At 69.9% G+C, this 20,865-nt stretch carries 20 protein-coding genes and 1 riboswitch; of the genes, 10 read left to right on the forward strand and 10 right to left on the reverse strand.

From position 1 onward, the window contains the following. Window positions 1-136 precede the first annotated feature (136 nt). Window positions 137-1,570 carry a hypothetical protein gene (locus AB0H84_RS16755; protein WP_357604149.1) on the reverse strand — a complete coding sequence of 478 codons (1,434 nt, stop codon included), beginning with the start codon at window positions 1,568-1,570 and terminating at the stop codon, window positions 137-139. Between the two features lie 350 nt (window positions 1,571-1,920). Between AB0H84_RS16755 and AB0H84_RS16760 the strand changes: the two genes are divergently transcribed. From AB0H84_RS16760 to AB0H84_RS16770, 3 genes are all read left to right on the forward strand, one after another. Continuing rightward, window positions 1,921-3,399 carry an AMP-binding protein gene (locus AB0H84_RS16760; RefSeq protein ID WP_357604151.1) on the forward strand — a complete coding sequence of 493 codons (1,479 nt, stop codon included), beginning with the start codon at window positions 1,921-1,923 and terminating at the stop codon, window positions 3,397-3,399. Between the two features lie 88 nt (window positions 3,400-3,487). Next, a complete protein-coding gene (locus AB0H84_RS16765; RefSeq protein WP_357604152.1) occupies window positions 3,488-3,850 on the forward strand; it encodes a hypothetical protein in 363 nt (120 codons plus the stop codon). A gap of 135 nt (window positions 3,851-3,985) precedes the next feature. Beyond that, window positions 3,986-5,638 carry a DNA repair helicase XPB gene (locus AB0H84_RS16770; protein WP_357604155.1) on the forward strand — a complete coding sequence of 551 codons (1,653 nt, stop codon included), beginning with the start codon at window positions 3,986-3,988 and terminating at the stop codon, window positions 5,636-5,638. A 228-nt stretch (window positions 5,639-5,866) separates the two neighbouring features. Here AB0H84_RS16770 and AB0H84_RS16775 read toward each other — a convergent pair whose 3' ends face one another. Further along, window positions 5,867-6,202 (reverse strand): hypothetical protein, encoded by a 336-nt coding sequence (locus AB0H84_RS16775; RefSeq protein WP_357604157.1) that lies wholly within the window; start codon window positions 6,200-6,202, stop codon window positions 5,867-5,869. A 146-nt stretch (window positions 6,203-6,348) separates the two neighbouring features. Here AB0H84_RS16775 and AB0H84_RS16780 point away from each other — a divergent pair, with 146 nt between their 5' ends. Further along, complete coding sequence (locus AB0H84_RS16780) at window positions 6,349-8,358, forward strand: AAA family ATPase (RefSeq protein WP_357604159.1); 2,010 nt, start codon at window positions 6,349-6,351, stop codon at window positions 8,356-8,358. Window positions 8,359-8,436: 78 nt separating this feature from the next. Then, complete coding sequence (locus AB0H84_RS16785; RefSeq protein ID WP_357604161.1) at window positions 8,437-8,967, forward strand: YbhB/YbcL family Raf kinase inhibitor-like protein; 531 nt, start codon at window positions 8,437-8,439, stop codon at window positions 8,965-8,967. A gap of 79 nt (window positions 8,968-9,046) precedes the next feature. On the opposite strand, the gene groL is transcribed toward AB0H84_RS16785, so the two are convergent. The 5 genes from groL to AB0H84_RS16810 form a co-directional block, all read right to left on the reverse strand. After that, window positions 9,047-10,672, reverse strand: coding sequence for a chaperonin GroEL (gene groL, locus AB0H84_RS16790; RefSeq protein ID WP_357604163.1), 1,626 nt, complete (start codon window positions 10,670-10,672; stop codon window positions 9,047-9,049). Between the two features lie 362 nt (window positions 10,673-11,034). Continuing rightward, complete coding sequence (locus AB0H84_RS16795) at window positions 11,035-11,235, reverse strand: cold-shock protein (RefSeq protein ID WP_238503559.1); 201 nt, start codon at window positions 11,233-11,235, stop codon at window positions 11,035-11,037. 244 nt (window positions 11,236-11,479) lie between these two features. Further along, a complete protein-coding gene (locus tag AB0H84_RS16800) occupies window positions 11,480-11,755 on the reverse strand; it encodes a MoaD/ThiS family protein (protein ID WP_357604165.1) in 276 nt (91 codons plus the stop codon). A gap of 24 nt (window positions 11,756-11,779) precedes the next feature. Next, complete coding sequence (gene thrC, locus AB0H84_RS16805; protein WP_357604167.1) at window positions 11,780-13,012, reverse strand: threonine synthase; 1,233 nt, start codon at window positions 13,010-13,012, stop codon at window positions 11,780-11,782. Between the two features lie 13 nt (window positions 13,013-13,025). Next, window positions 13,026-13,167: riboswitch (SAM riboswitch) on the reverse strand. A 79-nt stretch (window positions 13,168-13,246) separates the two neighbouring features. Next, window positions 13,247-13,801 carry an RNA polymerase sigma factor gene (locus tag AB0H84_RS16810; protein WP_237106268.1) on the reverse strand — a complete coding sequence of 185 codons (555 nt, stop codon included), beginning with the start codon at window positions 13,799-13,801 and terminating at the stop codon, window positions 13,247-13,249. A 31-nt stretch (window positions 13,802-13,832) separates the two neighbouring features. Here AB0H84_RS16810 and AB0H84_RS16815 point away from each other — a divergent pair, with 31 nt between their 5' ends. Beyond that, entirely contained in the window at window positions 13,833-15,263 is a 1,431-nt protein-coding gene (locus AB0H84_RS16815; RefSeq protein ID WP_357604169.1) for a trehalose-6-phosphate synthase, read from the forward strand. A gap of 6 nt (window positions 15,264-15,269) precedes the next feature. Here AB0H84_RS16815 and AB0H84_RS16820 read toward each other — a convergent pair whose 3' ends face one another. From AB0H84_RS16820 to AB0H84_RS16830, 3 genes are read right to left on the reverse strand one after another with little or no spacing between them, the layout of a single operon-like run. Then, on the reverse strand, window positions 15,270-15,842 hold the full coding sequence (locus AB0H84_RS16820) for a hypothetical protein (protein WP_357604171.1): 573 nt from the start codon (window positions 15,840-15,842) through the stop codon (window positions 15,270-15,272). Window positions 15,843-15,877: 35 nt separating this feature from the next. Further along, window positions 15,878-16,648, reverse strand: a complete 771-nt coding sequence (gene otsB / locus AB0H84_RS16825; protein ID WP_357604172.1) for a trehalose-phosphatase — start codon at window positions 16,646-16,648, stop codon at window positions 15,878-15,880. A 39-nt stretch (window positions 16,649-16,687) separates the two neighbouring features. Continuing rightward, window positions 16,688-16,987 (reverse strand): DUF3263 domain-containing protein, encoded by a 300-nt coding sequence (locus AB0H84_RS16830; RefSeq protein WP_357604174.1) that lies wholly within the window; start codon window positions 16,985-16,987, stop codon window positions 16,688-16,690. Window positions 16,988-17,098: 111 nt separating this feature from the next. Here AB0H84_RS16830 and AB0H84_RS16835 point away from each other — a divergent pair, with 111 nt between their 5' ends. The 4 genes from AB0H84_RS16835 (at window position 17,099) to AB0H84_RS16850 (ending at window position 20,865) form a co-directional block, all read left to right on the forward strand. Next, a complete protein-coding gene (locus AB0H84_RS16835; protein WP_357604176.1) occupies window positions 17,099-17,905 on the forward strand; it encodes an SAM-dependent chlorinase/fluorinase in 807 nt (268 codons plus the stop codon). Between the two features lie 182 nt (window positions 17,906-18,087). Next, a complete protein-coding gene (locus tag AB0H84_RS16840) occupies window positions 18,088-19,227 on the forward strand; it encodes a S8 family serine peptidase (RefSeq protein WP_357604178.1) in 1,140 nt (379 codons plus the stop codon). Window positions 19,228-19,279: 52 nt separating this feature from the next. Then, window positions 19,280-19,684, forward strand: coding sequence for an OB-fold domain-containing protein (locus AB0H84_RS16845; protein ID WP_357604180.1), 405 nt, complete (start codon window positions 19,280-19,282; stop codon window positions 19,682-19,684). After that, entirely contained in the window at window positions 19,681-20,865 is a 1,185-nt protein-coding gene (locus AB0H84_RS16850) for a lipid-transfer protein (RefSeq protein WP_357604182.1), read from the forward strand. Before AB0H84_RS16845 ends, AB0H84_RS16850 begins: the two co-directional genes overlap by 4 nt.

Consider the following 20,865-nt stretch of genomic DNA (forward strand, 5'->3'; position numbering starts at 1 on the left):
GAGGCGGTCTCCGGAGGTACCGCGGCTCCCATCGAGCGCGTCCCCGTGCGGGGCGTCCGGCCTTTCGTGCCGCACAGCGCCGTGACGGTGCCGATGGTGTCCGCAGGCGCGCGGGCAGAATGCGATGCGCGCCGTATCAGGGGCCGGTGGCGGTGGTGGCGGCCAGCGCGATCAGGGTGCGGGCGGAGGCGTCGTCGCGCTTGCCCGCCTGTCGGAGCAGCAGCGCCAGCGATCCCCTGGCCACCGTCGCAGCGGGCCCGTCGCAGGATGCCAGCCGCCGCAGGTGCCGCACCGCGTCGGCCGGGTACCGGACGGCCAGCCCGCCGCCCAGCGCCACGGCCGCCGCCGCGGCCCGGGGGTCCCCGGGCTCGTCGGCCCAGGCCAGCGCCAGCCGCAGCGCCTCAGGGGCGAGCGTGTCGTCGGCGCACATGTACGACAGCGCGTTCGCCGCCGCCAGCGGCGCCACGCCCCGCGCCCACACCTCCAGGAACTCCTCCCGGACCTCCCCCAGCGAGTACGCCGCCAGCGCCGCCACGCCCTCCGAAGCCCGTACCGACTCCTCGAGCCCCTCCAGGGGCAGCGACCGCACCCATTCGCGCAACGGCTGCCACAGCCAGAACCCGTACCGTCCGACCAGCTCGGCGAGCACCTGGCCACGGTGGTGCGGCGCCAGGAAGCGCACCCGCCCCTCGTGGGAGCCGAGCAGGGGATGATGAGCCCCGGCCGGCTGGGGCCCGCGCTTCTCGTGCGTCTGGCAGATCCGCTCGAGCCGGGCGCACTGCCGCTCGAAGACCGGCTCGGCCGCCCGGTGCAGGAACGCCAGCGCCGCCGCCTCCCGCACCTCGTGCGGCGGCGGCTTGGTGTCGAACCAGGCCGCCACCTCCTCCCCGGCCGCCTCCTCGCCCCGCGCGAGCCGCGTGGCCAGGCTCACGACCTCGGCCGGCGTCGGCAGCACCAGCGCCAGGTCCCTGGCCCGGGCGAGCTCCTCCGGGGTCCGCACGGCACGCACGTCGTACGTCCTGAGGCAGAGGTCGAACAGCTCCCCGGGGTCGGGCGCGGACCACGGCTGCTCCACCTCGACCGCCTGCGAGGGCGTGCCGTTCCTGGTGATGACCAGGTACGAGCCCAGCTCGGCCAGCTTGCGCGCCAGGTTGACCAGCTCGAGCGTGTCGGTGCTCTCCGCGATCCAGTCGTGCAGCAGGTACGCCCTGCCCGGCTCGTACTCGGTCCTGGACAGCAGCTCGGCGGCGGTGCGGGCGGGCGAGAGCACGGTGATCGCGTCGCCGTCGGCCAGGGACATGCGGGAGAGCAGGGCCATGGCTCCCAGTCGTTTGCCCGTCTCCTCTCCGCCCACGAGCACCAGCAGGTGGCGGACGGAGAGCCGGCGCACCGCCTCCGGGAAGCACTCCGGCTCCAGGTAGGAGCGCAGGAGCGCGTCCGCCTCCCGCCGGCTGAGGTCTCTGGTGACCGGCGCCGCGACCGACCGTACGTAGTCGGAGATGGTTATGAGGTGCCGGCGGAGCGCTCTGTCGTCAAGATCGATCTCGCCCGATTCAGGCGTTTCGGCCACGAAAGTCACCCCAGGCTTGACTGGAAACTTTTCTACGGAAAATATCGTTGCCTAACAAGTTTCTTCTCTTAATACCGGGCGATCGCACAGAGTCACGAGCCCTGTGCGACCAGGCTTTTCGCGCGAGACTCGCAGCCAGGGCCGCTGTCGCGGACATGTCGATCATGCCCTCCATCGCTCTCCGCAGGCCCCACGGCCCCTAGGTGTCTCACCATTACACGATCCAGACGAACGAGAGAGCAAGAATAGCCTTAAGAGAGATATATCGCCATTTACCCGGCACTTGCTCCCTGTCCACTGAGCGTAGTCAAGGCTTGACGGCGGAACCTCGATCACATCAGGTTGGGCATGTGAGGACCGAGCAGGCGTTGGGCCGGTTGGCCGAGGAGTCATGGAACCGCTTCGACGATCACGACGCGATCTTCTACGAGGGAGTCTGGCATCGCAGTCATGCGCTCGCCGAGCGGGCGCGCCGGATGTGCGGCGGCTTCGTCGAGGCGGGGATCAGGCCCGGTGACCGGGTGGCCGTGATGATGGCGACCTCGCCGGAGGTGCCGCTGATCTACCAGGCGCTCTGGGCCGCGGGCGCGGTGGTGACACCGGTGGTGTTCCTGGTGGGCGCCGAGGAGCTACGGCACATCCTGCTCGACAGCGGCGCGTCCGCGATCGTCACCTCGCCCGAGCTGGCGGAGACCGTACGGGCCGCCGCCGCCGATATCACGATTTATGTGGACACGGGCGAGCTGGAACGGGCGTCCGAACGCGGCCCGGTGGCCAGGGATCCGGGCGATCTGGCTGCCCTCATGTACACCGGCGGCACGACCGGCAAGGCCAAGGGCGTCATGCTGAGCCACCAGGGACTCTGGAAGGTGGCCAAGGACGTCTGGGACACCTCCCACCAGGAAGGGAAGAATCGCGCCCTGCTGCCCGTGCCGCTCTCCCACGCGTACGGGCTGATCATCTCGGTCGCCTCCATGCACGCCACGGAGCCGCAGCAGGCGGTGCTGATGCGCCGGTTCGAGGCGGAGGCGTTCCTCAGGCTGGCCGCCGAGCAGCGCGTCCAGTTCGGCACCGTCGTCCCTTCCATGATCCAGTTGCTCCTCGCCGAGCCGCTCGAGTCGCACCCGCTGCCCGACCTGTCATACCTCACCTGCGGCGCGGCGCCGCTCGGGAGGGACGTGCTGGAGGAGTTCGAGCGCAGGATGCCGGGCGTGCGGATCCTCGAGGGGTACGGCCTGACCGAGACCAGCGCCGTCACCACGTTCAACCCCCATGACGGGCGCAAAGCCGGCAGCGTCGGCCTGCCGCTGCCCGGCTACACGATCACCATCCGCGACGGCGACGGCGAGGCCGTGGAGATCGGGGACGTCGGCGAGGTCTGCGTCTCGGGGGACTCGCTGATGCTCGGTTACTGGGGCGAGCAGGAGCCGGACCCCGAGGGCACCGCGCTGGTCGGCGGCGAGCTGCGTACCGGCGACATCGGCTGCCTGGACGACGACGGCTACCTCTACATCGTCGACAGGAAGAAGGACCTGATCATCCGCGGCGGCTTCAACGTGTTCCCGCGCGACGTCGAGGACGCGCTCAACCGGCACCCCGACGTGGTGGTCTCGGGCGTCGTGGGGCGGCCGGAGCCGCGGATCGGCGAGGAGGTCGTGGCGTTCGTCCAGCTCCGCCAGGGGGCGTCGGTGACGGCCGAGGAGCTCATCGAGTGGGCGCGCGAGCGGGTGGGCCGGGTGAAGTATCCGCGGGAGGTGCGGTTCGTGGACTCGGTCCCGGTCACGAGCGTGCTCAAGCTCGACAGGAAGGCGCTGCGGGCGCGGCTCTAGCCGCACCTCGCTCCCCTTGCCGGATCGCGCACTCAGGGTCAGGCACGTCTGATTTCCGTGATAAGTGTTGACGTGTCTGGAGGTGACCATGAGCCAGGAAGATCCGTCGGGCTATCCGTACCAGCCCTATGGCGCGCCCTACGGGGAGCAGCCGCCCCCGCAGTACGGCTACGGCTACGGCTATCCCCCGCCGCCGCGCAACGACGGGCCCAGCGCCAACGCGATCGTCTCGCTCGTGCTCAACCTCCTCGCGCTCGTCTCGTGCTGCAACATCCTCGGCCTGCCCGGCGCGATCCTGGCCGGCCTGGCGATCGGCAAGGCCCGCACGGAGCCGCGGGCCGCCCGCACGATGGTCATCTGGAGCTGGGTCCTGTTCGGGGCCGGCTTCGTGCTGGGCGTCGCCGTCTTCCTCTTCCTGGGCCTCGCCGGCTACCTGGACGACCGCTCCTGACGTCCGCCATGGCACTTCGGCGGGGCTTCTTGGACTAATCCGGGCTCGCGGGTTGTTGGAGTCTCGGAGCGGGGGAGCCGGGATCAGGAGACGATGGTCCTGTTGCGCGAGGCCCCCGTACGACACCACGGAGAAATGCCAGTGAGCGATGGACCGCTGATCGTCCAGTCGGACAAGACGCTGCTGCTCGAAGTCGACCACGAACGCGCGGACGAGTGCCGCAAGGCGATCGCGCCGTTCGCCGAGCTCGAGCGTGCCCCCGAACACGTGCACACCTACCGCGTGACCCCGCTGGCCCTCTGGAACGCCCGCGCCGCCGGACACGACGCCGAGCAGGTCATCGACGCGCTGATCAGCTTCAGCCGCTACCCCGTGCCGCACGCGCTGCTGGTGGACATCGCCGAGACCATGGCCAGGTACGGCCGGCTCCGGCTGGAGAAGGACCCGGTCAACGGCCTGGTGCTGACCTCCACCGACCGGGCGGTGCTGGAGGAGGTGCTGCGCTCGAAGAAGATCCAGCCGATGCTGGGCGAGCGGCTCGGCGCCGACTCGGTCATCGTGCACCCGAGCGACCGCGGCAACGTCAAGCAGGCCCTGCTCAAGCTGGGCTGGCCGGCGGAGGACCTGGCCGGCTACGTGGACGGCGAGGCCCACCCGATCAAGCTGCTGCAGGAGGGGTGGGGGCTGCGGCCGTACCAGCGGGAGGCGGCGGACGCGTTCTGGAACGGCGGCTCGGGCGTGGTCGTGCTGCCCTGCGGCGCCGGCAAGACGATCGTCGGCGCGGCCGCCATGGCGCACGCGCAGGCCACCACGCTCATCCTGGTGACGAACACGGTCTCGGCCCACCAGTGGAAGACCGAGCTGCTCAAGCGCACGTCGCTGACCGAGGACGAGATCGGCGAGTACTCCGGCTCGAAGAAGGAGATCCGCCCGGTCACCATCGCCACGTACCAGGTGATGACGACCAGGAGGAAGGGCGTCTACTCGCACCTGGAGCTGTTCGACGCCCGCGACTGGGGCCTGATCGTCTATGACGAGGTCCACCTGCTGCCTGCGCCGATCTTCAGGATGACCGCCGACCTGCAGGCCCGCAGGCGGGTGGGGCTGACCGCGACGCTGGTGCGCGAGGACGGGCGCGAGGGCGACGTGTTCTCGCTGATCGGCCCCAAGCGGTACGACGCGCCCTGGAAGGAGATGGAGAACCAGGGCTGGATCGCGCCCGCCGACTGCGTGGAGGTGCGCGTCACGCTGACGGACGAGGAGCGGCTGGCGTACGCGATGGCCGAGTCCGAGGAGCGCTACCGCTTCTGCGCCACCACGCCGTCCAAGACGCACGTGACGGAGGCGCTGGTCCGCCGCCATCTCGGCGAGCAGGTGCTGGTCATCGGCCAGTACATCGACCAGCTCGACGAGCTCGGCGAGCACCTCAACGCGCCGGTCATCAAGGGCGAGACCCGGATCAAGGAGCGCGAGCGGCTCTACCAGGCCTTCCGCGACAAGGAGATCCAGGTGCTGGTGGTGTCGAAGGTGGCCAACTTCTCCATCGACCTGCCGGAGGCGGCCATCGCGATCCAGGTGTCGGGCACGTTCGGCTCACGCCAGGAGGAGGCCCAGCGGCTCGGCCGGGTGCTGCGGCCCAAGGCCGACGGCGGGGGCGCCCGGTTCTACACGATCGTGAGCAGGGACACGGTGGACCAGGAGTTCGCGGCGCACCGTCAGCGCTTCCTGGCCGAGCAGGGGTACGCGTACCAGATCATCGACGCCGACGACGTGTTCGGCGAGGTGTGATGCCCGGCCGCTCACCTCGAGCGGCCAGGCATGTTCAGCGTGGCGTCACGTCCACGAGACTCCTCGGGCCGAAGACAATCGAACCACCCCCCTCACCTGCGTACTATCACGCCGCCTGCGACATACCCCCATGATCCGACAAACCCACCTGATATGCCCGATTTTTTCGGTATTAGCCGTTGGTTACTGGTCGGAGGGGGGTCGCCACGGGGGTCCGCGGGCCGGGTCCTATCGCACCATGAGGCCGCCGAGGAAGAGCACTCCCTCCGCGACGATCCAGGAGAGCAGGCCCGCGCCCAGGATCCGCCCGAACGTGCGCGGGTCGTTCCTGGACCACGGCAGGAGCCAGGCGGCCACCGTGCAGCCGGCGGCGAGCACGGCGAACAGCCCTGACAGCGTGGAGACCATGCCGAGGCGCTGGGAGCACGCCGAACCGGACTCGCCGCCCGCGCAGAACGCCTCCAGGCCCCAGTCCGCGAACACCGACAACGCCCAGAGGGCTGCTAGCAGGAAGCTCGCGATCGTGGGGATGATCGGCGAGAAACGCAGCTGAATCCGCGCCACCACCCCTCCCTACCCCGCCCGAACAACCGCTACTCCGCCCGGCGTCGTGTCGGTGGTAAATGCTGTGGAAGCCGCCCGGAGTCGCCACTAGACTGGCCGATTCGCTGCCTTTACCACCTCCGAACCAGCCAGGGAGGCGCTTTCGCATGCCCGGACACCAGTTGGCCCCCGATATACCCTCCGACGTGCTCGCCGCCGAGCAGGCCCACCTGGCGGAGTCCAGGGCCGCGCTCAAGGCCATGCGCGCACACGCCCAGTCGCTGTCCGCCGACGCGGCGGGTGACTGGGTCTCGCAGCAGATCCTCCAGGCCCTCCTCGACCAGCGGGTGGCGGCGCTCGCCGACCATCCCGACACGCCGCTGTTCTTCGGCCGCCTCGACCGCGCCTCGGGCGACGACCTCCCGAGCACGATCTACGTCGGCCGCCGCCACGTGCACGACGGCCACAGCAAGCCCCTGGTCATCGACTGGCGCGCCCCGGTGTCGCGGGCGTTCTACCAGGCCAGCCCCACCGACCCCATGGGCGTCGTACGGCGGCGCCGCTTCGGCTACCACGGGGGCGCGCTGACGGCGTTCGAGGACGAGCCGCTCGGCGACGGCGTCGAGATCGGCCCGTCGAAGATCCTCACCGAGGAGATCGAGCGCCCCCGAACCGGCCCCATGCGTGACATCGTCGCCACGATCCAGCCGGACCAGGACGAGATCGTCCGCTCCACCCTGGCCCAGACGGTATGCGTCCAGGGTGCCCCGGGCACCGGGAAGACCGCCGTGGGCCTGCACCGGGCGGCGTACCTGCTGTTCACCCACCGCGAGCGCCTCGCCAGGGCCGGCGTCATGATCGTCGGGCCCAACCGCGCCTTCCTCTCCTACATCTCCTCCGTGCTTCCCGCGCTCGGCGAGGTCAAGGTCGACCAGACCACGGTCGCGGGGCTGCTCGGCGAGCACGCGGCGCCGGAGGACCCGATGGTGGCGGCCGTGAAGGGCGACGCCAGGATGGCGCCGGTGCTCGAGCGCGCGCTCTGGCTGCACATCGTGAAGCCGGAGGAGGGCATCGTCTTCACGAAGGGCGCGTACCGCTACCGGGTGGCCGACTACGAGGTACGCGAGATCGTCGCCTCCCTGCGCGGCACCACGCGATACAACCCGGGTCGAGCGGCGCTGGCCCAGCGGCTGGCCCACATGGTGCTGGTACGAATGGAGCAGCGCGGCGAATCGCCCGACGACCGGGTCCAGGACGCCGTGGCCAGGTCGAAACCGGTGAAGCAACTCGTTGATACGGTCTGGCCAAAACTAACGCCAGAACAGGTCCTTTATCGCCTGCTCTCCGACCCGGAATTTCTCGCTACAGCCGTCAAAGCAGCTAAATCCGATTTGTCACCCGAAGAGCAAGAAATGCTCATTTGGCGGAAGCCGTACCGGAGCTGGAAGTCCGCCAAATGGTCGGCCGCGGACGCCGCGCTCCTGGACGAACTCCGCGACCTCATGGAACGCACCCCGTCCCTCGGCCACCTCGTGGTGGACGAGGCCCAGGACCTCTCCGAGATGCAGCTGAGAGCGCTCGGCCGCCGCTGCCGCAACGGCTCGGCCACCGTGCTCGGCGACCTGGCCCAGGGCACGACCCCGTGGTCGACCAGCTCGTGGAAGTCGGTGCTCGAGCACCTGGGCCAGCGCGAGGGCGAGGTGACCGAGCTGACGCTCGGCTTCCGCGTGCCGAGGGAGGTCCTCGACTACGCCGCGCGCCTGCTCCCCTCCATCGCCCCCGACCTGGCCGCTCCCCGCTCGCTCCGCCCGGGCGTCGGCTCGCTCACCGTACGTCCCGGCGGCTCGGTCACGGAGGCCGCCGCGGAGGCCCTGGCCAGAGAGGGCTCCGTCGGCGTCATCGTCCCGGACGCCCTGATCGCCGACGTCTCGCGCGCGCTGGCCGGCGTCCCTCATGCCGTGCTCGACCCGGACTCCGCCGAGGAGCACCGCCTGCTGATCGTCCCGGCGACCCTGGCCAAGGGCCTGGAGTACGACCACGTCATCGTCGTGGAGCCCGCGGACATCGTCGCGGCCGAGCCCCGGGGCCTGGCCAGGCTCTACGTGGTGCTGACCCGAGCGGTGACGTCACTGACGGTCCTGCACGACAAGCCCCTGCCCGCGCAGCTGACAGCCTAGGCGCGAGCACCTGACCGGCGGCGGGCGCGGCCGCTTCTAGGATGGCTGGGCAAGCAGCTCTCAACCTAGGAGGATGCCGTGCCCGCACCGCTGCCACACGAATACCTGCCGCCGGTTCCCGCGCTCGTGGTCGAGAGCGACGACCTCCGGGACGGCGAGAGGCTGAGCGACCTCCACGTCTTCAACGACTGGGGCATGACGGGCCAGAACCAGTCGCCCCATCTCCGCTGGTCGGGCGCGCCCGCCGAGACCCGCAGCTATGCCGTGACCTGCTACGACCCCGACGCCCCCACGGGCAGCGGTTTCTGGCACTGGCTGGTGTTCGACCTCCCCGCCTCCGTGTCCGAGCTGCCCGGGGGCGCGGGCACCGGCCCCGAGTTCAAGGGCCTGCCCGCCGGGGCGGTCCACGCCCGCAACGACTACGGCAAGAAGGAGTACGGCGGCGCGGCCCCGCCTCCTGGCGCCCCGCACCGCTACGTCTTCACGGTCCACGCCCTGGGGGTCGACAAGCTGGATGTGGACGGCGACGTCAACCCGGCGGTGGTGGGCTTCAACATCACCGCCAACACCCTGGCGCGCGGCCACATCGTCCCCGTCTACGGGGTGTGAACAGCGGATCCGGCCTGAGACGCACAAGGGCGGCCCGGGAAGACCCGGGCCGCCCTCAGCTCTTGCGGCGAGGAGAGACCTAGAAGTCCATGTCGCCGCCGCCCGGCATGGCCGGAGCGGCAGGGGTCTTCTCGGGCTTCTCCGCGATGACGGCCTCGGTGGTGAGGAAGAGCGCCGCGATGGAGGCGGCGTTCTGCAGCGCCGAGCGCGTCACCTTGGCCGGGTCGATGATGCCCGACTCGAACATGTTGACGTACTCGCCGGAGGCGGCGTTCAGGCCCTCACCCGGGGTGAGGTTGCGCACCTTCTCCACCACGACGCCGCCCTCGAGGCCGGCGTTGACCGCGATCTGCTTCAGCGGCTCCTCCAGAGCCTTCTTCACGATCGCGGCACCGGTGGCCTCGTCACCGTTGAGCTCGAGCTTGTCGAACGCCTTGGCGCCGGCCTGCAGCAGCGCCACGCCACCGCCGGGCACGATGCCCTCCTCGACGGCCGCCTTGGCGTTGCGCACGGCGTCCTCGATGCGGTGCTTGCGCTCCTTGAGCTCGACCTCGGTCGCGGCGCCGGCCTTGATGACGGCCACGCCGCCGGCCAGCTTGGCCAGGCGCTCCTGGAGCTTCTCGCGGTCGTAGTCGGAGTCGGTGCGCTCGATCTCGGCGCGGATCTCGTTGACCCGGCCGGCGATCTGCTCGGCGTCACCGGCGCCGTCCACGATCGTGGTCTCGTCCTTGGTCACCACGACCTTGCGGGCGCGGCCGAGCAGGTCGAGGGTGGCGTTCTCGAGCTTGAGACCGACCTCCTCGGCGATGACCTGGCCGCCGGTCAGGATGGCGATGTCGTTGAGCATGGCCTTGCGGCGGTCGCCGAAGCCCGGGGCCTTGACCGCCACGGAGCGGAACAGGCCGCGGATCTTGTTGACGACCAGGGTCGCCAGGGCCTCGCCCTCGATGTCCTCGGCGATGATCAGCAGCGGCTTGCCCGACTGGACGACCTTGTCGAGCAGCGGCAGCAGGTCCTTGTTGGCCGAGACCTTGCTGTTGACGATCAGGATGTACGGGTCCTCGAGCACGGCCTCCATGCGGTCCGAGTCGGTGACGAAGTACATCGACGTCATGCCCTTGTCGAAGCGCATGCCCTCGGTGAGCTCGAGCTCGAGGCCGAAGGTGTTGCTCTCCTCGACGGTGATGACGCCTTCCTTGCCGACCTTGTCCATCGCCTCGGCGATGAGCGAGCCGATCTCGGGGTCGGCGGCGGAGATGGAGGCGGTGGAGGCGATCTGCTCCTTGGTCTCCACGTCCTTGGCCAGCTTGGAGAGCTCCTCGCTGACGCGCTCGACGGCGGCCTCGATGCCCTTCTTCAGGGCCATCGGGTTGGCGCCGGCGGCGACGTTGCGCAGACCCTCACGCACCAGCGCCTGGGCGAGCACGGTGGCGGTCGTGGTGCCGTCGCCCGCGACGTCGTCCGTCTTCTTGGCGACTTCCTTGACCAGCTCGGCGCCGATCTTCTCCCAGGGGTCCTCGAGCTCGATCTCCTTGGCGATGGACACACCGTCGTTGGTGATCGTGGGAGCGCCCCACTTCTTCTCCAGCACGACGTTGCGGCCCTTGGGACCCAAGGTCACCTTGACGGCGTCGGCGAGCTGGTTCATACCGCGCTCGAGACCGCGCCGGGCGTCCTCGTCAAACGCGATCATCTTGGCTGCCATAAGGCTAGACCTCCCAGATGCAGGGTGGCTTGTCGTGGACCGAGCCGACGCCCGCGACGGCATGGGTCGGCGTCTCCTTCGGCAGACCCCATCGTCCCGATCCGAATCGCTGGCACTCTGCATCAGAGAGTGCCAACGAACTGTTTAGCACTCTACCCTGCCGAGTGCAAGCGAGAGGCCATCCACCGGGTGTTCCTTCCCAGGTGGGAGTGCGCCGACGCCTGAGGGAGTGGAGGCCGTAAGCAGGACACGGCGAGCTGCCCCATGCGGCTCGCCGCACCTGAGTCGACGAAAGAAAGGTGGCAGGCTCGCACGGACTGCGCTGCCGCGCGATCCTGCCGGTGCATACCAGGTGGGGCTTCTCAGACCGCGCGAACGGCCTCTGCCTGGGGACCCTTCTGGCCTTGCGTGATCTCGAACTCGACGCGCTGCCCCTGTTCGAGAGCTCTGTACCCGTCCATCAGTATCGCTGAGTAATGGACGAATACATCCTTACCACCGTCTACCGCGATGAAGCCGTAGCCCTTGTCCGCGTTGAACCACTTGACGGTGCCCTGCGCCACTTCCGACTCCTCTTACTGGGCCCACAGATCTCGCCCATTCCTCCGCGAGACCCGTAATCGACTGACATAAGGGAAAATCAGCCAGACGATCGCCCTCGACCATACCTGTGGCACGGGGTTTGGCAACAGAGTCAATCCACAAAAGAAGCATTTCCGCGCATCGCAGCTCCATGAAACGTTCATTTGCCCTGGAAAAGCAGAAGGCGCCCACAAGGGGCGCCTTCCAAGATGTGATCTATAGCACTCAGCCGCCGGCGACCGCCGGGATGATAGAGATCTGAGTGCCGTCAGGGGCTGCAGTGTCGAGGCCCTCGGCGAATCGGACGTCCTCTTCCCCAACGTAAACGTTGACGAAACGACGAATCTTGCCCGATTCATCCAGAATTCTCGCGCCGATCCCCGGGTAGTCGGAGTCAAGCTTGATGAGGACGTCACGAAGAGTCGCGCCCTCGCCACTGACTTCCGCGTTACCCCCGGTGTACGTGCGCAGAATGGTGGGAATCCGCACAGTAACGCTCATGGTTAAACTCGCCTTTCCTGGTTGTCAGACAGCCGCGCGGAACGCGTCGAGGGAGGGCCGGATCACGGCCGTGGGCTTGGCGTCGTCGCTGATCGCGTCGAGCGTCTTGAGTCCGTCGCCGGTGTTGAGCACCACGGTCTCGGCCTCGGGATCGAGCCGCCCGCTCTCGGCGAGCTTCTTCAGCACGCCCACGGTCACCCCGCCCGCCGTCTCGGCGAACACGCCCTCGGTCGAGGCCAGCAGCTTGATCGCGGCCACGATCTCGGCGTCGGTGACGTCCTCGACGGCTCCGCCGGTGCGCCGGGCGATGTCCAGCACGTAGGGCCCGTCGGCCGGGTTGCCGATGGCCAGGGACTTGGCGATGGTGTCAGGCTTGACCGGCTGGACGACGTCGTGCCCCGCCTTGTACGCGGTGGAGACCGGCGAGCACCCGGCCGCCTGCGCCCCGAAGATCTTGTACGGCGTGTCCTCGACCAGGCCCAGCTGCACCAGCTCACGGAAGCCCTTGTCGATCTTGGTCAGCTGCGAGCCCGAGGCGATCGGGATGACGATCTGCTGGGGCAGCCGCCACCCGAGCTGCTCGGCGATCTCGTACGCGAGCGTCTTGGAGCCCTCGGCGTAGTACGGCCGCAGGTTGACGTTGACGAACCCCCACTTGTCGCCCAGCGGGTCACCGATCAGCTCGGAGCAGAACCTGTTGACCTCGTCGTACGTGCCGTCGATGCCGATCAGCTTGCCGCCGAACACCCGGGCCATGGCGATCTTGGCAGCCTCGAGATCGGCGGGGATGAACACGCACGCCTCGAGCCCGGCCCGCGCCGCCGCGGCGGTGACCGCGCCCGCGAGATTGCCGGTGGAGGAACAGGAAAGCGTGTGGAAGCCGAAGTTACGCGCCGCCTCGACGGCGATGGCGACCACGCGGTCCTTGAATGAATGAGTGGGGTTGCCCGAGTCGTCCTTCACGTACAGGGACTTGAGACCGAGCGCGCGCCCGAGGTTTCCGGCCTTGACCAGTTTGGTCCATCCCGGGTTCATGTTGGGCTTACTGGCGACATCGACAGGAACGGGGAGCAACGACCGGTAACGCCAGATGTTGCTCGGACCCGACTCGATGTCCGCGCGAGTCACGGTGCCGAAGGAATAGGCCGCTTCGAGCGGCCCGAAACACTCCAGACACGCGAAGCTGGGACCGAGGGGGTAACGCGTACCGCATTCGCGGCAGGACAGACCGACAGCAGGACCAAAGTCGAGCGACATGAAGCGAGGCCTTCCCTCATCTTCGCCCGCGGCCACCTTGACCGCAGACCGGAATTGGCACCTTGTCCCGGTCGGCCTCGCCAGGTCGCGAGCCTCAAGCCGGGAGGGTTGCCGGGGCTTCGCAGGGCCGGTCCCTCCACCCCTCTGGATGAGCAATATTCAGTTGTTGAAAAGGACTCTACCTGGCCAAGGGGCCCAAATGGCCACTTGTCTCATCAGGTGAGATGCGATGTCTCAACGATAGTCCTCCCCCAGCACTCCCTGCACGTATTTCCGCGCCTGGTGAATGCGTGACTTGGCGGTGCCGAGCGGGATGCCGAGCTGCTCGGCCACCTCGTTGTAGTCGAGCTGGACGATGTCGCGCAGCACCAGCGCCTGCGCCAGGTCGGGCTTGTCGGCCTCCAGCGCCTCCATGGCGTCCAGCAGGTCGAGCCGCGATCCGGCGATCACGCTCACCCGCCGCACGTCGGGCTTCTGCATGGGCAGCTCGTCGGAGCTCTGCTCGGCCGCCCTGCGCTTCAGCGACCGGTATGTGGTGCGCGCGCAGTTGGCCGTCACGATGTGGAGCCAGGTGCTGAACCTGGCCCTGCCCTCGAACCGCCCGATGTTGCGGGCCACGGCCAGCAACGTGTCCTGCGAGGCCTCCTCGGCGTCCTGGTGGTAGGGCAAGATCCGGGCGCAGTGACGCATCACATCGGGCTCGATCCGAGCCAGAAGTTCGCCAAGTGCGCGATGATCTCCGGCTGCGGCGGAACGTGCGAGTTCCTCGGTTAGCTCATCAAGCGCCATAGCTGGGATCCTATGGGCGAAGGGAGCCTAGATGAACAGCGTTCTGGTGGCCTCCAACAGAGGACCCGTCTCGTTCACCGTCTCCGACGACGGCGAGCTGACCATGAAACGCGGTGGCGGCGGCCTGGTGTCCGGGCTGTCCGGGGTGGCCAGGAAGGACGGCGTGCTGTGGGTGTGCGCGGCGCTGTCCGACGGCGACCGCAGCGCCGTCCGCCTGGCCCCCGGCGGCCGGATCGACCAGGCCGGCTACGACACCGGCCCGCTCCGCATGCTCGACATCCCGCCCGCCGTCTTCCACCGGGCCTACAACTCCGTGGCCAACTCCACCCTGTGGTTCGTCAACCACCTGCTCTACGACATCCCCAACTCGCCCAACTTCGGCACGAGGTTCGAGCGCGAGTGGGAGTCGTACCGCGACTACAACGGCGCGTTCGCGCTGGCGCTGGCCGAGGAGGCCGGCCACGGCGCCCGCGTGATGGTGCAGGACTACCACCTGACGCTGACCCCGGCGATGCTCCGCGCCGAACGGCCGGACCTGCGCATCGCCCACTTCAGCCACACCCCCTGGGCGCCGCCCGAATACTTCTCCCTGCTGCCCGACGAAGTGGCCGGAGAGGTCCTGGAGGGCATCCTGGGCGCCGATCACGCCGGGTTCCTCACCGACAGGTGGGCGCAGGCGTTCATGGACTGCTGTGAGGCGCTCCTGGGCGCGGAGGCCGACCGCGCCGCCCGCAGCGTCACCTACGAGGGCCGGACCACCCGCATCGGCGTGCACAGCCTGGGCGTGGACGGCGAGGCGCTGTGGGAGCGGGCCTGCGAGCCCGACGTCGAGTCGCACATGGCCGCGCTCAGGGAGGAGGTGGGCGACCGGCGGCTGATCGTCCGCATCGACCGCACCGAGCTGTCGAAGAACATCGTGCGCGGCCTGATCTCCTACCGCGAGTTCCTCGCCGCGCACCCCGAGTGGCACGGGAAGGTGGTGCATCTGGCGTTCGCCTACCCGAGCCGGCACGACCTGCCCGAATACCGGGAGTACACCGCGTCGGTGCAGCGCTGCGCCCAGGAGATCGAGGACGAGTACGCCACCGAAGACTGGGACCCGCTGATCCTCAACGTCAACGACGACTACCCGCGCTCGCTGGCCGCGTACCGGATGGCCGACGTGCTGCTGGTCAACCCCATCCGCGACGGGATGAACCTGGTCGCCAAGGAGGGCCCGATCCTGTCGCCGCGCTGCGCGCTGGTGCTCTCGCGCGAGGCGGGGGCGGCGGCCGAGCTGGGCCCGCACGCGCTGCTGGTGAACCCGTACGACATCAGCGGCACGGCCGCCGCGCTGCACCAGGCGCTCGTCATGCCGGAGGACGAGCGCCGGATGCGGCGCGACAAGCTGCACGCGGCGGCCACCGCCCTGCCGCCGCAGAAGTGGCTCGCGGCCCAGCTCGACGCCCTCGCCGAGATCTAGGAGTGCTCAGTTCCAGTCGGCGTTCTTGAGCGTGTCGGCCAGGCCCGGCGTGTTCCACTGGTCGACGACCAGGATCCTGCTCTTCGGCAGGTACCACTCGCGCTGCGTGAAGCGGGCGTGCACCTTGTTGCCGGAGTAGGAGCGGCACGTGGACCGCCAGGCGTTGTACGCGGCCTTGTGCCCCTCGCCGACCTGGCGCAGGCCCCTCGTCACCTCCGGGCCGATGATCTCGCCCCACTTCGGGTTGAACGGGCAGGGCTGGACGTCGCTCGCCGTGTAGAAGGGGTTCTTGCCGGTGTAGGGCCCGAACCCCTCGGCGCCGCGCTTGATGTACGAGGGGCCGAAGACGTAGAACGCGTCGCACTTGGACGAGCCCCAGCCCTGAGGCTTGGCGCACTTGCCGGTCACCACCTGGACCGCGTCGGTGCCGGTGCCGTAGACCCTCCACTGGATGGGGATGTAGAGGGTCAGACCGTTGCGCAGCTTGAGCGGCTGGGCGGTCGCGGCGTCAGCGGGCACGGAGGCGGCGAGGAGGGTGGCCGCGGCCACGGCCGAGGCGGCGAGGTATCGCTTCAACATGGGCCCGACCCTAGGGATCGAGACTTGCAGACCAATCACGAACGGCTGAAAGCGGACGCGAGCTCCTGCAAGAGGGCCACCACTCCGTCGGGCCCGTCCACCACGATGTCGGCCTGCTCGGCCAGGGCGGTGACCTCGGCCGAGCCGCTGCACACGGTCACGCCGGGCAGCCCGGACGCGCGTACGGCCGCGAACGCGGCCAGGTCGCCCAGGTCGTCGCCGACGAACATGACGGACCTCGCGGCCCGCTCCGCCAGGAACAGGCTGAGCGCCTGCCCCTTGTCCATGCCGGGCGGCCGCAACTCCAGCACGAAGCGCCCGGGCTCGACCACCAGGCCGTGCTTCCCGGCCAGCTCGGCCAGCGGCTCCCGGAGCCTGGCCAGCGCCCCCTCGGGATCGGGACCGCGCCTGGTGTGCACGGCCACGGCGCGGACCTTGTCCTCCACGGTCACGCCCTCCAGGGCGAGCTTGTCGAGCAGCAGCGGAAGCTCGGCCTCTGCCCGGAGCACGCCCGCAGGGGGCGGGGGCCCCGAGATCCGGCCGTTCTCCCAGCGTTCGAAGCCGTAGTGCCCGAGCACGACCAGCCCGGGCACGTCGGCCAGGCCGGGTCCGAGCTCCAGCGCGGTGGCCGGCGGCCTGCCGGTCACGATGGCCACCGCCAGGACGTGGGCGCCCAGTTCGGCGAGCACCTCGGGGGCCTTCGGGTGGATCACGGCCTTGGCGGGGTCGGGCACGATCGGCGACAGGGTCCCGTCGAAGTCGAGCCCGATCACGGCGCCCGCCGGATCGCTCAAGATCGCTTCCATTCCAGGGATGTTCTTCACGCGGCTGCCGTACCCAGCCGGTCAGGGACGCATGCCGAGCCTCCTGGCCGCACGCTCACGCTGACGGCTGGACCGTAACCTGCGCAGCCTCTTGACCAGCATGGGATCGTGCTCGAGCGCCTCCGGCCTGTCGATCAATTCACCGAGCAACTGGTAATAGCGCGTGGCGGAGAACCCGAAGCTCTCCTTGATGGCATGCTCCTTGGCGCCCGCGTAACGCCACCACTGGCGCTCGAAGGCGAGGAGCTCGATGTCGCGTTCTGAGAGTGGTTGTCGGGACGGTTCCTGGGCAGCATTGTCACCGCTGAGCGGTGCTCCCATGGTGTCCTCCTCGAAAGGGGCTTGGGTCGATGCACGCATGCGGCCCGTCCCAATCGTAATGTGCCGAGTGCGGCTGTTCACGGCGGATTGAGAGACGTACAGTCACGAAATGTGACCTCAGTCATCACACTCCTCACCGACTACGGGCTCGACGACGGTTATGTGGCGGCGTGTCACGGTGTGATCGCCGGGATCGCGCCCGAGGCGCGCGTGATCGACGTGTGTCACCTGGTCCCCTCGGGAGACGTACGGCGCGGCGCGGCGATTCTCGCCCAGACCATTCCGTACCTCCCCCAGGGCATCCACATCGGGGCGGTGGATCCGAGCGCGGGCGGCGCCAGGCGCGCGGTGGCCGTCGAGGCGGGCGGCCGGGTGTTCATCGGTCCCGACAACGGGCTGCTGTCGTGGGCGGTGCGCGCCAGCGGCGGCGCCGAGGCGGCGTACGAGATCAGCAACGAGGAGCACTTCCTGCGGCCGGTCTCCCCGACCTTCCACGGGCGCGACGTGTTCTCGCCGGTCGCGGGGCGGCTGTTCGGCGGGCTGAGACCTTCCGAGCTGGGGCCGGAGGTGCCGGTCGGCCGGCTGGTCTCACTGCCCGTGCCGACCTCGCTGCTGCGGGACGGCTCGGTGGAGGGCGAGGTGGTCTCGGTCGACCGCTACGGCAACACCCAGCTCTCGATCGCGGCCGGCGACCTGCACGCGCTGGGCGTGCGGGTGGGCGACACGCTCGGGGTGTGGCTGGGCAGGCGGCAGCTCGCGCTGCCATATCGGGAGACGTTCGCGGCGGTGCCGCCCGGGGACCTGGTGGCGTTCGCGGACGCGGCGGGGCTGATCGCGATCGCCATCAATGCGGGCGACGCGGCGCAGCGGCTGGGGCTCCCACCTGGAGCGCATGTCCGTCTTTCTCCCACTCCTTAGCGGGAAACTACGCAGATCGGAATTACTCCGCGTATCGGTCTGTTCACCAAATGACCCCCGGACACGTGTCAGAATGCACACGCGGGCAACCTCCCCTCCCGAGATCTCCCGCTCGAGGTCGACGTGTACCAGCTGTCCGTTGTGCTGCTCTCCATACTGTCCATGACCCGGGCGCCGACCCCATGAGCCGGCTCATCGTGCCCGTCCTGGTGGCCGCGCTGGTGGTCGGGATCGCCCCGGCGAGCGCCTCCGACGACGTGGGCTTCGACGACGTGGGCGTGGCCGCGCGGGCCGGGCAGTGGCAGCTCGCCGCGCTGCGGCTGCCCGAGGCGTGGCGGTCGAGCAGGGGCGAGGGCGTGCTCGTGGCCGTGCTCGACACCGGCGTGAACGGCCGCCATCCCGACCTGCGGGGCGCCGTGATCGAGGGCCCCGACCTGACCGGCGCCGCCAAAGGCCTGTGGGGGCGGCACGGCACCGCCATGGCCGGCCTGATCGCCGGCCGCGGGCACGGCGACGAGCGCAGGGGCGGCGTCATCGGGGTGGCGCCCGCCGCCAAGGTGCTGTCCATCAGGGTCACGCTGGAGAACGGCGACCCGCTCCGCGTACAGCAGCGCTCTCGCGGGCACGACGCGCTGGCCAGGGGCATCCGGTACGCGGCCGACCACGGCGCCGACGTGATCAGCATGTCGCTGGGCGGCGGCAGCGGCGCCTGGGAGGGCTCGGCGCTGGAGGAGGAGGCCGTCCGGTACGCGATCGCCAAGGGCGCGGTGCTGGTGGCGTCGTCGGGCAACGACGGCGCATCGGCCAACAGGAAGAACTTCCCCGCCGCCTACCCCGGGGTGATCGCCGTGGGGGCGGTGGACCGGTCACTCAACGTGGCCCGGTTCTCCAACCGCCAGGACTACCTCTCGGTGGTCGCCCCCGGCGCGGAGATCGTCACCGCCGACGGCGACGACTCGTACGTGGTGAGCGACGGCACCAGCTCGGCGGCGGCCATGGTGGCGGGCATCGCGGCCCTGATCAAGGCGGCGCATCCGGACATGTCGCCGTACGACGTGCGGATGGCCATCGAGCTCGGCACCCGCAGGCGCCCCTCGGACGGCTACAGCCGCGCCTACGGGCACGGGGTGGCCGACGCGCTGCTCGCCCTGCGGGAGGCCGCCCTCCTGGACGTGCCCGCGCCGCCCCTCCCCCGCCCCGGCCCGCACCTCGGCGACGTCCCGTCACCCGCCTCCAGGGGGCCGGTGGTGGGGGGCATGCTGCTGATCATGGCGGCGATGTCGGCACACGTCATCGCCCGCCACCGCAGACGCCGCACGTGACCCGCGGACAGACCCTCCCGCCCTAGCAAGCGCTTGTGCGATACTCCGGACTATGACGTTTGCGATCGAGGGCTGGTTCGCCGTCGACGAAGACGGCGTCTTCCTCCTGGGCGCCAGGTGCGCCGCCTGCGGGACCGTCTGCTTCCCGCCCCGAGCCGCCCTCTGCCCCAACCCCCGCTGCGAGGAGACGTCGATGGAGACGGTCCGGCTGCCCCGTCGCGGGAGGGTGTGGTCGTACACGAACGCCTGCTATCCACCCCCGGCGCCCTACGTCGCGGCGGAGCCGTACGTGCCGGTGACGCTGGCGGCGGTGGAGCTCGACGAGGTGGGGATCGTTGTGCTCGGTCAGGTCAAGGGCCTCACGGCGGCCGAGCTCGAGGTGGGCATGGAGCTGGAGCTCACCTCCGGGCCGCTGGCCGACGGGCCGCTGGTGTGGATGTGGGGGCGGGCCTCATGAGCGTCGTGGTGCTGGGCGTGGGGATGCATCCGTGGGGCAAGTGGGGCCGGCCCTTCCTGGAGTACGGGGTGGCGGCGGCCCGCGCGGCCCTGCGCGACGCTGGGGTGGCATGGACCGACGTGGAGTTCGTGGTCGGGGCGGACACCATCAGGAACGGCTACCCGGGCTTCATCGCCGGAGCCTCGTACGCCCAGGCGCTGGGCTGGTCGGGCGCCAGGGTCGCGTCCTGCTACGCGGCCTGCGCCTCGGGCGCCCAGGCGGTCGAGATCGCCCGTACCCGCATCCTGGCGGGACTGTGCGACGTGGCGCTGGTGGTGGGGGCGGACTCGACCCCGAAGGGCTTCTTCAAGCCGGTCGGCGGGGAGCGCCCGGACGACCCCGACTGGCAGCGCTTCCGGCTGCTGGGCGCCACGAATCCCGCGTACTTCGCCCTCTACGCCCGCCGGCGCATGGCCCTGTACGGCTCGACGCCCGCCGACTTCGCCGCCGTCAAGGTCAAGAACGCGCTGGCCGGATCGCTCAACCCCATGGCCCGCTACCGCAGGACCGTCACGGCCGAGGAGGTGCTGGCCTCCCCCATGGTCGCCGACCCCCTGCGCCTGATGGACATCTGCGCCACCTCGGACGGGGGCGCGGCCGTGGTGCTGGCTTCCGAGGCGTACGCGCGCCGGCGGGGCCTGTCCCACCCGGTACGCGTGGCCGCCGTGTCCACCGTCACCCCGACCTTCCCCAACACGGTCCTGGAGCTCCCGAACTTCGCCACCGACTCCTGCGTCGCCGTGCCCGCCCCTGAAAGGCCCTTCAGAGCCGCGATCGCGCACGCGGCCTACGAGGAGGCGGGGATCGGGCCGGAGGAGGTCTCTCTCGCGGAGGTGTACGACCTGTCCACGGCGCTGGAGCTCGACTGGATGGAGGACGTCGGCCTCTGTCCACCCGGCGAGTCCACCAAGCTCCTGCACGACGGGGAGACGGGGCTGGGCGGCCGGATCCCGGTCAACCCCTCGGGCGGCCTGGCCTCCTTCGGCGAGGCGATCCCCGCCCAGGCGATCGCCCAGCTCTGCGAGCTGACCCTCCAGCTGCGGGGCGCGGCGGGCCCGCGCCAGGTCGCGAACGCCCGCGTCGGGCTCGCCGCCAACCAGGGCCTCTTCGGCCACGGCTCCGCCCTGATCGTCACCACGTGA

Origin of the sequence: Nonomuraea sp. NPDC050786 (assembly GCF_040654115.1) — a bacterium.
Taxonomy (GTDB): Bacteria; Actinomycetota; Actinomycetes; order Streptosporangiales; family Streptosporangiaceae; genus Nonomuraea.

Coding starts and splice junctions, on each gene's coding strand:
- AB0H84_RS16765 (WP_357604152.1), top strand. CDS start 3,488: ATGAGCCAGGAAGATCCGTCGGGCTATCCGTACCAGCCCTATGGCGCG.
- AB0H84_RS16770 (WP_357604155.1), top strand. CDS start 3,986: ATGCCAGTGAGCGATGGACCGCTGATCGTCCAGTCGGACAAGACGCTG.
- AB0H84_RS16780 (WP_357604159.1), top strand. CDS start 6,349: ATGCCCGGACACCAGTTGGCCCCCGATATACCCTCCGACGTGCTCGCC.
- groL (WP_357604163.1), bottom strand. CDS start 10,672: ATGGCAGCCAAGATGATCGCGTTTGACGAGGACGCCCGGCGCGGTCTC.
- AB0H84_RS16800 (WP_357604165.1), bottom strand. CDS start 11,755: ATGAGCGTTACTGTGCGGATTCCCACCATTCTGCGCACGTACACCGGG.
- thrC (WP_357604167.1), bottom strand. CDS start 13,012: ATGTCGCTCGACTTTGGTCCTGCTGTCGGTCTGTCCTGCCGCGAATGC.
- AB0H84_RS16810 (WP_237106268.1), bottom strand. CDS start 13,801: ATGGCGCTTGATGAGCTAACCGAGGAACTCGCACGTTCCGCCGCAGCC.
- AB0H84_RS16815 (WP_357604169.1), top strand. CDS start 13,833: ATGAACAGCGTTCTGGTGGCCTCCAACAGAGGACCCGTCTCGTTCACC.
- AB0H84_RS16820 (WP_357604171.1), bottom strand. CDS start 15,842: ATGTTGAAGCGATACCTCGCCGCCTCGGCCGTGGCCGCGGCCACCCTC.
- otsB (WP_357604172.1), bottom strand. CDS start 16,648: ATGGAAGCGATCTTGAGCGATCCGGCGGGCGCCGTGATCGGGCTCGAC.
- AB0H84_RS16830 (WP_357604174.1), bottom strand. CDS start 16,987: ATGGGAGCACCGCTCAGCGGTGACAATGCTGCCCAGGAACCGTCCCGA.
- AB0H84_RS16840 (WP_357604178.1), top strand. CDS start 18,088: ATGAGCCGGCTCATCGTGCCCGTCCTGGTGGCCGCGCTGGTGGTCGGG.
- AB0H84_RS16845 (WP_357604180.1), top strand. CDS start 19,280: ATGACGTTTGCGATCGAGGGCTGGTTCGCCGTCGACGAAGACGGCGTC.
- AB0H84_RS16850 (WP_357604182.1), top strand. CDS start 19,681: ATGAGCGTCGTGGTGCTGGGCGTGGGGATGCATCCGTGGGGCAAGTGG.